The sequence below is a fragment of the Castellaniella sp. genome (assembly GCF_041675725.1).
Taxonomy (GTDB): Bacteria; Pseudomonadota; Gammaproteobacteria; order Burkholderiales; family Burkholderiaceae_B; genus Castellaniella.
On sequence record NZ_JBAYTI010000077.1, the window covers coordinates 1 to 11,057 of the forward strand.

Annotated in this window: 9 protein-coding genes; 3 read left to right on the forward strand and 6 right to left on the reverse strand. The window is 63.4% G+C overall.

Annotated features, from left to right (window positions below):
- Positions 1 to 7: 7 nt before the first annotated feature.
- The 3 genes from WCZ84_RS12385 to WCZ84_RS12395 form a co-directional block, all read right to left on the reverse strand.
- Positions 8 to 3,949 (reverse strand): beta strand repeat-containing protein, encoded by a 3,942-nt coding sequence (locus WCZ84_RS12385; protein WP_372686586.1) that lies wholly within the window; start codon positions 3,947 to 3,949, stop codon positions 8 to 10.
- 185 nt (positions 3,950 to 4,134) lie between these two features.
- A complete protein-coding gene (locus tag WCZ84_RS12390) occupies positions 4,135 to 5,523 on the reverse strand; it encodes a CsgG/HfaB family protein (protein ID WP_372686587.1) in 1,389 nt (462 codons plus the stop codon).
- 52 nt (positions 5,524 to 5,575) lie between these two features.
- Positions 5,576 to 6,247: a hypothetical protein gene (locus WCZ84_RS12395; RefSeq protein ID WP_372686588.1), complete on the reverse strand. Its 672-nt coding sequence runs from the start codon at positions 6,245 to 6,247 to the stop codon at positions 5,576 to 5,578.
- A 378-nt stretch (positions 6,248 to 6,625) separates the two neighbouring features.
- On the opposite strand from WCZ84_RS12395, the gene WCZ84_RS12400 reads away from it, so the two are divergent.
- Complete coding sequence (locus WCZ84_RS12400; RefSeq protein ID WP_372686589.1) at positions 6,626 to 7,117, forward strand: nucleoside deaminase; 492 nt, start codon at positions 6,626 to 6,628, stop codon at positions 7,115 to 7,117.
- A gap of 106 nt (positions 7,118 to 7,223) precedes the next feature.
- On the opposite strand, the gene WCZ84_RS12405 is transcribed toward WCZ84_RS12400, so the two are convergent.
- Both WCZ84_RS12405 and WCZ84_RS12410 read right to left on the reverse strand, forming a co-directional pair.
- Positions 7,224 to 8,849, reverse strand: coding sequence for a glutamate synthase-related protein (locus WCZ84_RS12405; RefSeq protein ID WP_372686590.1), 1,626 nt, complete (start codon positions 8,847 to 8,849; stop codon positions 7,224 to 7,226).
- 1 nt (position 8,850) lies between these two features.
- Positions 8,851 to 9,558, reverse strand: coding sequence for an RNA polymerase sigma factor (locus WCZ84_RS12410; RefSeq protein WP_372686591.1), 708 nt, complete (start codon positions 9,556 to 9,558; stop codon positions 8,851 to 8,853).
- Positions 9,559 to 9,710: 152 nt separating this feature from the next.
- Here WCZ84_RS12410 and WCZ84_RS12415 point away from each other — a divergent pair, with 152 nt between their 5' ends.
- The gene (locus WCZ84_RS12415; protein ID WP_372686592.1) at positions 9,711 to 10,148 is read left to right on the forward strand and encodes a DUF5602 domain-containing protein; all 438 of its coding nucleotides are present in this window, start codon (positions 9,711 to 9,713) and stop codon (positions 10,146 to 10,148) included.
- Positions 10,145 to 10,669 (forward strand): plastocyanin/azurin family copper-binding protein, encoded by a 525-nt coding sequence (locus WCZ84_RS12420; RefSeq protein WP_372686593.1) that lies wholly within the window; start codon positions 10,145 to 10,147, stop codon positions 10,667 to 10,669. Before WCZ84_RS12415 ends, WCZ84_RS12420 begins: the two co-directional genes overlap by 4 nt.
- Here the strand turns inward: WCZ84_RS12420 and WCZ84_RS12425 are convergent.
- Positions 10,647 to 11,057 (reverse strand): cupin domain-containing protein (locus WCZ84_RS12425; RefSeq protein ID WP_372686594.1); only part of this gene is annotated, 411 nt, incomplete at its 5' end. The genes WCZ84_RS12420 and WCZ84_RS12425 overlap by 23 nt on opposite strands.

Consider the following 11,057-nt stretch of genomic DNA (forward strand, 5'->3'; position numbering starts at 1 on the left):
CGCACCGTCAGAGACCCACCACCATGCTGTTGGCGGAGAAGTTGCCCACGGCGGTCGCACTCACCGTGTTGCCGCTGATGACGGCAGACCCCGGGCCGCCTACGGAAGCCACCCCGCCGTTCACGACAGAGGCGGTGATGTTGCCCGTATTGGACTGGATGGAACTCAGCGAGGCGCTGGCCGTGATGACCCCCATGGACTGGGCCGTCAGGCTGTTCTGGGCAAAGTTCCCGTAGGCCCCACTGCTGACGGTGTTGCCCACCAGCGTCGCCACCGCAGCGCCACCAGGCCCCATGCTGACCCCATGGAGAACACCGTCCGTAGAACCCTGGACCGTAGAGGTCACCGACGCGGTGTTCACCTGGCCGTTGTTCAGGGCCAGCGACGCCGACAACGGCGCAGCCGTACTCAGGGCGTCGAGCGCATTCAAGGCATTGTTCCCCATGGCCAGCGAGGTCACGCGGTTGTCTGCCACCGTGGCCACCCCGTTCAAGGCGGTGGCCGCCTGGACCCCGATCCCTTCGGTCAATGAGGTGGTGGCCTGCACCGTACCGGCATTCCCCTGGGCATTGGTCAGGCTGGCCGCGGCGTCCAAACCCGACACCGAACGCACCGACACCGCGTTGGAGGCCAGGTTGGCGATGGCCTGGCTGGCGACGGCGTTGTCCGATACCATGGGTGAAGTGCCCATGTCGCCCCCGCTTTGTATGCCCAGCAAGTCTGTCAGAGTGGTACGGGCCGTGACCGAGGAGCCGTTCACCTGCCCGCTGATCAAGTCTACGTCACTGGTATTGTCGGCCAGCGCGGACGTGCTCAGTATGTTGACGGCCCGGTTGGACGTCGCCTCGCTGGAGAACACATTGCCTGTGACCACAGCCGAGCCATCGATGGCGCCAGTGGACGCGATGCCGATCGTGCCGGACCCCTCCGTAACCGCAGTGACACGGCCTAACAGATTGCTCTGCCGATTGCGCAGTTGCGCCGTCGTGTCGTTCGCGGTCAAGGCCGACGAGTCGAGGGTGTTGTCCGCCGAATTGGCACGGGCCATGCTGGTGACCGTCTGACCAGCCACCGTGGCCTCATCATCATCACCGAGCAGATCACCCGCCTGGATACCGCTGACACCGGACACCGTCGTCCGCGCCGTGACAATCCCCAACAGATTGGCCTGGACGTTGGAGAGCGACGCGTCCTGCGTGCTGGATCCCGCCGTGGAAGCACTGGAAACGGTATTGGCTGCCTGATTGATCGTCGCCTGGCTATAGGTGAGGTTGTCCGCGACAAGGGCGCTGCCCTGCAGCGTACCTGCGGTCGCCAAGCCACTGGTGTCTGAAACCGTCGTGCTCGCCGACACATTTCCGCCATTGCCCTGGGTGTTCGACAACGCCACATCCGACTCATTCGAGGTCGTGCCCTGGGTCTGCAGCTCGTTGACGGCGAGATTGGCCAGGGCCTCGCTGCCACGCCGCAGGCCAGTGACGGTGTAACCGCCCGTCATGGTGCTGGCGCCCGCGACCGTATGCACCCCGCTGGTACCCGAGACCGTCGTTGCGGCCGTCACCACATCCCCCAGCTTCACGGATAGCTGATCATTATCCAAGGTAACGCCCGTCGCCTCGTTCGCCGTACCGGCGGCTGCCGACAGGCGATTGGCAACCTGGTTGCCGATCGCCTGGCTGGATGCCTCATTGCCAGCCACGGTAAATGAACCATTCATGCTGCCGTTGCTCTGGATCCCGGCCACGCCCTCCAGTGTCGTGCTGGCGGACACCAGACCCGAATTGGCTTGCGCACTGGACAGATCGGCACCCCTGATCTGCGTCGTCCCCGCGGCGGCATCGAATGCCAGGGTACTGCTTGCCAGATTGCCCAGCGCCTGGCTGGATGCCACGTTGTCGGCCACCGTATGCGTGCCGCCCAACCCTGAATCCCCCCGGACCCCATTGGTATCCGGGGCCGGCAGGTGGGTGTCGGCGTGCACCGAACCCGCGTTGGTCTGGCGATTCGCCAGCCCCGTATCCAACGCAGCGAGCGGACCTGCCGTGGCGATCATTGCCAGGCTGTTGTCGGCTGCATTGCTGAGCGCCTGGCTTTCCGCAGTATTTTCGGCCACCGTAAACCGACCTGAATTTACGCCTTGATGAACGGCGATCGGCGTCGATGACGTCACGCTCGCGCTCGTTGAAGCGCCGCGATTCACCGTCTGCGTATTGGTCAAGCGCGCACCGTCCACGGCCGTCCCCGAGGCGGACTCGAGTTCGAGTTCATTGGTCGCCTGGTTATGGGTGGCCAGGGCCTGGTATGTATTGTGGCTGACCACGAACGGGCCCGCATTCCCGAGGCCGGACATGGTGATGTGAATACCGGTCGACCCGTCGGCCTGTGCAGCAATCTGCGAATTGGACCACTGCGTGCTGGCCACCACCGGCGACGCCACCGCCAGCTGGGTCGACGAGGACAAGTCAAGGGCATTGGACGCGCTGCTGCCAGCGGCAAGCGCCGCCACCCTGTTATCGGCAATGGTGATCGACCCCCCATGCGAACTGGTGGGATTGGCCTGGATGTCCGTGTCATTGTGGGCCTGGATGACCGTATTGCGATTCACCTGACCATTGACCACCGCGGCACCCAGCCCATCCAAGCCGACCGCATCCACGGCAACGGCGTTTTCGGCCACATTGCCGGAGGCCGATGCAAGCGATTCGTTGTCGCTGAGCGTGACCTGCCCGCCGCCGCCCTTACCCTTGAACACGATGTCGCTGGCATCGATGTCGGAGCTCAGCCGGGCGCCGCTGTTGCGCTGCGCATTGACGATAGCCAGATCGGCCTGCTGGACATCTGCATTCAGGTTGCCATTGGCGGCCACCAGGTTGACAGTCGGTGTGTGAGGAGTCGCAGGGGTCAATGCCCCCGACACATCCAGATCGATGCCGTTTGCCGCCTGATTGCCGACCGATCCCGCTTGAAACGTTTGCTTGCTGACCACCGCCATGGCATCCATCTGGTTCGTGGCCACGTCGATGGACACCCCGCTGCCGGCAATCGATGCGGTATGGCCTGGCGAGTTTCCGGTTTCGACATTGTCCTGCAGGCTGGTGACCATGAGACTGCCATCCATCGACTGGCGCGCCCCCACATACTGGATCGTACTGTCATTGCCCAGGAACTGGGCCTGTACGGAATTATCCGTCACGGTGATCGACTTGGATGAGTCATGCACGTTCCATGAACCCGTTGGAATCTGGACGAGGATACTGGCACCCGTCACATGGGCGCCAGAGCCATTCGCCGCGCCGGCGTTGCGGGCATACTGGCTGTTCGTGAGCGTCGCATTGCCGGACGCCTTTACAGTGTCCGTGGTTGAATTGGCATTGAGTTGCGATGAACCCGCTACTGGAGCCGCAAAGCCGCCGGTGCTCGAATCCTCGGCAGATATCGTCGTTGTGTTGATGGTTGCCGCGGCGTTTGCGCGGTTCTGATCGACCGTGACGTTGACCAACGGCACCGTGAAGTCGATGCGGACCAGCGGAGCGCCAGACACTGCTGCCGTGACCGTGGCGGCGCTGCCCAATGGCGTGCTTTGTGCCGACGCCACCGAAAAATCCGGGGAGGACATCGCCGCGCTGATGACCAGGCTATTGAGCGAGCTGTTGCTCACCGCCTGGGCCGACACCTCATTGTCGAACGCCGTGACGTCGGGGAACCCACTGGACGCAAAGGGGGATCCGGTGATCGCCCCAGAAACGGACTCTGTCTTCCATTGGGAATTGCCAATGTCGAATGAGGTACCTGGGTTGGTGATGACCGGCTGAACCGGCATGTTCATGTCCACCGTCACGTCGCCGGCCAGAGCAGCATTCAGCAGGCCCATGATGACGGTCAGCCCCGAGACGCCCGCAGCCGTGCGGGCGGCATGACCGCGCCTTTTACTTTTGCATGTTTTACTCATATTTTTCTCCGCTCAAACCAGCGTGATGCCGACGTTCTGTCGCCATTCGCCGAGGCGAGGCACCGCCGCGACAAGCTGCTGGATGGCTGTTGGATTGAATTCAAACCACTGTTTTCCACACGACTCAACCGATTATTCCCTCCCGATAATGTTCAACAATCTTGTTCGATGCGTGATAGAGGCCATCAGGGCATGATCTTGACGAGCGCAAAAATCTGATAGCCGGCGCCGTCGCGCCGGATCGATGTATCCGACATGGCGGGTTCCCACGCGGTGACCACCCGCGCCGGGTGGATCCCGCGCATGGCCAGCGCATCGCGCAGGTTGCGGATACGCTGGCCGGTCAGTTCCTGTCGCTTGATGGGCGACCAATTTTCGGTATCCCGGGCGATGATCTGGATCTCCACCGGTTTCTTCAGGGCGGCGGCGGCCACGATGTTGCCAATCGCCGACGCCGACTGCTGGCTGATGCCCGGATCCCCGAACTCATACGCCACCTGATACGTGGATCCCGTGGTGATGGGTGCGGCATTGGCCACCGTTTCAATCGGCACGGGCGCGGCGCTGGCCGCCTGCTCCGATGCGATCGGCTCGGCCTGCGGGGCACCCGCCGCAGCCTGCGGACCCGCCGCCGGGGCTGCCGCTGTGGACGGGCCATGCGCCTGCATGGCCTGATCCAGGCACGGTTGCGGATCGATGTCATTGACGGCCCCCAGCAGATCCAGAACACCCTGCTCCAAGGTGGCCCGTACCCCCAGCTGAAGCGGTTCCATGTTCTTGGCACCGATGTTGATGTCGAACAGGTTGTCATTCCAGAAACGGAAGGTGTCGAACCCCACTTCAAAGCCGACGATCTGCTTCTGCAGGCTGACCGTATCCACGACCACCAGGGTCTTGGTGTCGATGATGCGCAGGTCGATCCCGATGCTCATGGTAAAGGTGCGCGCCTTGGGGCCTACGCCGCCAATCAGGACCTGACCGCCATTGGACTGGATGTTGTAATTGAGTTCGGTGATGCCGCCCACGATGTAGTAATCGGAGCGCAGGATGGTGCCGCCAAAATAAGGCACCCAGGGCACGGCCTGCGTGCCTTGCGGCGTCTGCAGCGGATGCGAGCTGCCGTCCCCCAGTTGGCGCCGGTCAATGTAGGCCAGCTCGAGCTCGGCAATGCGGGTATCGAAGCGCTCCTGAAGCTGAATGGTGTTGCCCATTTTGCCCAGTGCCGAGTACACCATCAGGGCGCCACCCTGGGTGATCGCGCTGCCATCGTTCTGGCTGTATTTGCCGGTGTAGTCTTTGACGTCGCCCACCGCAATGGCCAGGCGCGGCCGGTGGCGGGCCCGAAGTTCATTGGCCAGGCAGACGAATGCACCGTCCACCGGCGTGCGGTTGCCGCGGGGCGCCGACCCCTGGATGACAGGGGCCTCATCGGGCGCCTGGCGATGCATGCTCATCATGGGTGCGCATCCACCCAGGGCAAACAAACAGATCAGGCTTGCATGGCGCACCCAGCGCCAATGATCGGGCTTGGATACGGGTGTACAGTCGTTCAGCGCAAAGCGTGTGGTTTTCATGAGAAAGGCCCCTTGGGTCGGATCGCTATCAAACATGTTCGGTCAACGGACATCAGTTCAGGGCCATGCCCGAACCGAAATCGCAACCAACGCTTCCTGTCACGTAGGCGACCTGCTTGCCGCTGTTGCTCTGTGACACATTCAGGGCCTGGCGGCTATACCCGCCACTGGCATTGATGGGCCCCGACGACGCCCGGCTCGGGGAGCCGTACACGCCGGCATCGACGTCGCCCTTGTTGCTCTGGTCCGTGCTCGATTGCGTGCCCGAGCCAGCCTGCCAGCCATATCCGGCGTCGGTCGTCGTCGTACTGCTGTTGCCCGCCGCGTCTGCACTGTTGCCACTGGTATTGGCGGTGTTGGGCGAAGACACTTGGGCGCTCTGGGTGGTGTCGGCCACATTGCCGGAGGCCATCGCCGACACGCCACAATTGAATTGCCGCTCGATATTCGTGGTGTTGTAGTTGTTGACGTAGTTGTTGACCTCGAAGGCATCGTAATAACCGCCCTTTTTGCGCTCCATGATGTCCAGCACAATGGCCTTGTTCGCCTGGTCGGCCGATGTCTGGAACTGCCAGGGCAAGCCTTCTATCGCCCATACCTGAGCCTGGGTCCCCGCCGGCAACCCCAGAAGCAGCAGAAGCCCAAGCAGGCCCGGCAGGGTGCAACGACCCGATCCACCCAGGCCGCCTGCCCTCTTGCCGAGGATGTCTTTCTGATTGTTCATGAACGCCTCACCTTGAAAGAAAAGTCGAACGGCAACACATCATCCCCACGACATCGTTTTGGACACGTGTCGTGCTGGGTGATCTCGACATGTTGCGTGGTTGGAACCGCCCCCCGGAAAAGGGGTGGAATTGATACTATCCAGTGGGTGGATATGGAGCAAAGATCATGATGATCTCTCCGGGTTTTGGCTTCTCGTCTGCTGGCACAACCATGCACTCCACACGGTTTTGTCAAGCACAGGTGGCGATTTTTTCACTCGGAAATGTTCAAGTCAAAACATTTTTTACTTGAATAGGGTAATTCCTGATGGCCAGCCATGAATGGATCGTTCCTCTCAGGTAGAGTCACACCATGCACAACCACTCTGGAGGCCGCCATGATCGCCGAATCCGATCTACCCTATCTGAAACGCTGTGTCGAACTGGCCCGCGAGGCCCTGGACGCCGGCGATGAGCCATTCGGTTCCGTGCTGGTATCGGCACAGGGCGAGATCCTCTTCGAAGACCGCAACCGGGTGGCCGGCGGGGATCACACGCGCCACCCGGAATTCGAGATCGCACGCTGGGCTGCCACCCACCTGAGCCCGGCAGACCGGGCAGCAACCACCGTGTATACGTCTGGAGAGCATTGCCCCATGTGCGCAGCTGCACACGGCTGGGTGGGCCTGGGCCGCATCGTGTACGTGAGCTCTTCCCGCCAGCTGATTGGCTGGCTCAATGAAATGAAAGCCGGCCTGCCCCCGGTGCGCGCCCTGCCTATCCAGGACATCGTACCTACTGTCCCGGTGGCCGGCCCCGTGCCTGGCCTGGCCGAAGAGGTCCGTGCGCTGCACGAACGGCGCCATGCCCAGCGGGGGCGATCGGCCTGACAACCCAGGCCAACAGCAAAGCCCCCAGGCCAACAGCAAAGCCGTCTGGCGGCCCACCACCACGACCCGCCCCGGCGGCTGCGCGCCGCGCCAGGGGCCAGATGCCTCAGCGCTCGGGCATGAAACCCGACCATTCGATGCCGGCCAGTTCTGCGATGGGCTTGTGCCAGCTGGCCAGGTCATCCTGATTGAACTGATCCAGCCGGTCATGGCCGCAGGCGCGGGCCAGCACCTGCATCAGCTGGACGCTGGCCTGCAGGAAAGTGGCCAGACGCTTGGAGGCCACGTCGACATTCAGGCGCTTGCGCAGTTCGGGGTCTTGCGTGGCGATCCCGGTGGGGCACAGATTGGTGTGGCAGATCCGCGCCGCGATACAGCCGATGGCCTGCATGGCCGAGTTCGCCAGCGCAATGCCATCGGCGCCCAAGGCCAGCGCTTTGGCAAAATCCGTATGCGTGCGCAGCCCCCCCGTGATGATCAAGGTGACCCGCCCGCTGGCCCCGAGCCGATCCAGGCAGTGCCGGGCACGGGCCAGGGCCGGGATGGTCGGCACGGAAATGTGATCGCGGAACATCAGCGGCGCATCGCCCGTGCCGCCACCGCGGCCATCCAGGATGATGTAGTCGGCCCCGGCCCGCACGGCGAATTCGATATCGCGTTCGATGTGCTGCGCGCTGAGCTTGAAGCCAACGGGGATGCCGCCGGTGCACTCGCGCACGTGGCCGGCAAAGCGGGCGAAATCATCCACCGTGTGCAGATCGGTAAAGGTAGGCGGCGAATCGGCATTCAGCCCTTCGGGCAACTTGCGGATCTGTGCGATGCGGCCGGTGACCTTGCGCCCGGGCAGGTGCCCGCCGGTACCGGTCTTGGCCGACTGCCCGCACTTGAAATGGAACGCCTGCACCAGCGGCAGCAAGGCGTCGTCATAGCCGAACCGGGCCGAGGCGTACTCGTACAGATAGCGCCGATTGGCCTGCTGTTCTTCGGGCAGCATGCCGCCTTCGCCCGAGCATATGCCGGTACCTGCCAGTTCGGCCCCGCGCGCCAGCGACAACTTGGCCTCTTCGGATAACGCGCCAAAGCTCATGTCGCTGACCAGCAGTGGAAGATCCAGCTGCAGCGGCTTTCTGGCCTCGGGCCCAATGACCAGCCCGGTGTGCACCGGCACGTCTTCCATGAGCGGCTGGCGCGCCAGCTGTGCGGTCATGAACTGGATGTCGTTCCAGTCGGGCAGCTGGCTGCGCGGCACGCCCATGGCGTCCATGACACCATACGGCCCCATCGTGGACAGGCCTTCGCGCGCCAGGCGGTGAATGAAAGCGACCGTGGGTTCTTCGGGCGTGGGCACTGCAGCCGGCATGGCATCTGCCGCACGGGCCGTATCTGGTGCCGCATCGGCGGCGGCGACCGGCGCCGTATCGGCCGGGCCCGCAGCGGCGGGCGCATCGGCTGGCGCCGCTGCTTCGAGGGAGAATTCCTTGCCGACCATCGCGTCGGGAACCTGACGGTGATGGCCATCGCAATACGGCGCCTTGTGCGTTTGCTTGCAACGGCACAGCCAGGCTTCGCCGTCTTTTTCGGCCGTGAACGCGAGGGGCGTGAAGCCGGTGCCACGGTGCGAGCCATCGCAAAAGGGCTGGTTCTTGGACCGCCCGCAGCGACACCAGTGGTATTCTTTGCCCGCCTCGAGCTGCACGGCGATGGGCTTGTTCATGGCAACGACGGGTTTCATATCAGTCTCCTTGCAGGATGCCCGCTTCGCGCATGCGCCTGTGTACGCCTGCCACGATGCGGTCGCAGCGCTCGCCGGCAAACGAGAAGGCTTCGGCCAGGCTGTCGTTGAAAGGCGCCTTCAGGGCCCATTGCAGCTGTTGCCGGGCACGCATGTAGCGCACGCGAACGGTGGTCTCCGGGATATCGAGAATCACGGCGACCTCGGCCGAAGACAGGCCCTCGACGCCGCGCAGCATGAATACCGCCCGATACAGGTCGGGCAGGGCATCGATCTGCTGCTCGATCAGGGCGCGCAGCTCCGCACGCCAGACCTGATGCTCGGGCTGCATGTCGGCGGGCAATGGGACGTCGGGAAAATCGGCGGACATGGGGGTTTCTGAAGAATCGGTCTCTACCAATTGGATGACGGCTTCGCGGGATTTGTTTCGCCGCAGGCGCATGAGGGCTTCGTTGACCACGATGCGCGTGAGCCAAGTGGTGGGCCGTGCCTCGGCGCGGAAATCCTGCAGGTGATTGTAGGCTTTCCACCAGGCTTCCTGTACGGCTTCTTCGGCATCCATTTCATTATGCAAGATGCTGCGGGCGCTGCGGTACAGGCGCTGGTTGTATCGCCGCATCAATTGGTTGAACGCGGCCAGATCGCCCTCGGCGGCCTGCTGAAACAATACGATATCCTGCGCCACGGCGGGCTCGGTCAACGTGTCCATGGTGAATCCCCTGCGTTTTGAGCCTATTGAAGCATACAGACCCCGAAAAATCACCTTCATCCAACCCGCTTGTCACGTTTTGCTGATCGGCTGCATCCAATGGATGAAGCGGCGTGTTGCCGCCTTGTCATTCAATCGAAGGAGCATCCATCATGAAACTCGCATCCCTCCTGGCCACCACCGCCACCGTCGTCGGCCTGTCCCTGTCCGTTGGCAGCACGAGCGCGCTCGCCGCCGGCGACGACGTCCTCAGCGCCCCCCCTGCGGCGCCCTATGCTGCCGTCAGCTCACTAGTCAAGCTGCCCGACTTCATCCCCGGGCTGGGTCAGCTGTTCGTCGACCCCGATACGCTGCCCGCAGGCCCATTCCTGGGGTATGACCACGACGGCAAGCTCGTCAGCACCACGTACATGGTGCCCTTGTCCATAATGACGCCGGACATGAATCTGGCCGACCTGAAAGCACCGGCCGGCACGGTGGATCACGTGGATATGATGTACAACGCCGGCCATCCGGGCGTGGCGGAACCGCACGTACACATCGTGCTCTGGAACATTCCGGCTGATCAGGAAAGCCGGGTGGCCGAATGATGGCTTTCGCCCATGACCCCCGCCGCCGGCAGATTCTGTCGGCCGGGGGCGGTCTGTTGCTCTCGGCCGTGCTGCTGCGCACGGCACGGGCTGCCGACGAGGTCGAGATCGCCCTGTCAGGCACCGCCAACGGTTCGGAAGTGTGGTTTCGGCCGCGTGCCATTCTCATACAGCCCGGCCAGACAGTACGTTGGGTCAACCGGGACAAGGGGAATGTGCACACCACCACTGCCTACCACCCCGACAACGGCAAGCCCCTGCGCATCCCCGCGCAGGCCAAGAGCTGGAACTCGGACTACCTGATGCCGGGCGAATCGTTTGCCATGACGTTTGACGTACCTGGCGTCTATGACTACTACTGCATCCCTCACGAGCACGCAGGCATGGTCGGACGCCTCATCGTCGGAACGGCCGATGCCGCATCGCCGCCCTACGCCGACACGGACGCGCAGCTGCCGCCCGCCGCACTGAACGCGTTGCCGGCCATCGGCGATATCCTCAGGCAGAAGGCGGTGCCTTGAGCAGGCGGCGCACCCAGTCGCCGTGGGTGCGCACGGCGGGCGCCATATCGGCTTCACCAGCCAGCTCAAAGCCCGCGAACTCGAAGCCCGGCGCGACCACGCATCCGACCAGCGCGAATGGGGCCGGGTTTGGCCAACGAGCGGCCGGACTCGCTGCAGGCAGCAGTTCGGCTGCGAACCAGGCACCCGCCGGAACCACGGCCTGGAACCGCGCTCCTGGATGGCTGCGAGGATCGCCCACGAGAGTAGTCGTCATGACATTGCCTCTAGCATCCCAGGCGTGCAGCGCCAGGGCGGCGCCAGCATGAAAGGACCAGACTTCGTCGGCATCGATGCGGTGCCAGGCGGAATAATCCGCGCCCGACAGCAGATACTGAATCGAGGTGAG

Bases quoted from the DNA above. Each gene is read 5' to 3' on its own strand.
- WCZ84_RS12385 (WP_372686586.1), bottom strand. From the start codon at position 3,949: ATGAGTAAAACATGCAAAAGTAAAAGGCGCGGTCATGCCGCCCGCACG.
- WCZ84_RS12405 (WP_372686590.1), bottom strand. From the start codon at position 8,849: ATGAAACCCGTCGTTGCCATGAACAAGCCCATCGCCGTGCAGCTCGAG.
- WCZ84_RS12390 (WP_372686587.1), bottom strand. From the start codon at position 5,523: ATGAAAACCACACGCTTTGCGCTGAACGACTGTACACCCGTATCCAAG.
- WCZ84_RS12420 (WP_372686593.1), top strand. From the start codon at position 10,145: ATGATGGCTTTCGCCCATGACCCCCGCCGCCGGCAGATTCTGTCGGCC.
- WCZ84_RS12395 (WP_372686588.1), bottom strand. From the start codon at position 6,247: ATGAACAATCAGAAAGACATCCTCGGCAAGAGGGCAGGCGGCCTGGGT.
- WCZ84_RS12400 (WP_372686589.1), top strand. From the start codon at position 6,626: ATGATCGCCGAATCCGATCTACCCTATCTGAAACGCTGTGTCGAACTG.
- WCZ84_RS12410 (WP_372686591.1), bottom strand. From the start codon at position 9,558: ATGGACACGTTGACCGAGCCCGCCGTGGCGCAGGATATCGTATTGTTT.
- WCZ84_RS12415 (WP_372686592.1), top strand. From the start codon at position 9,711: ATGAAACTCGCATCCCTCCTGGCCACCACCGCCACCGTCGTCGGCCTG.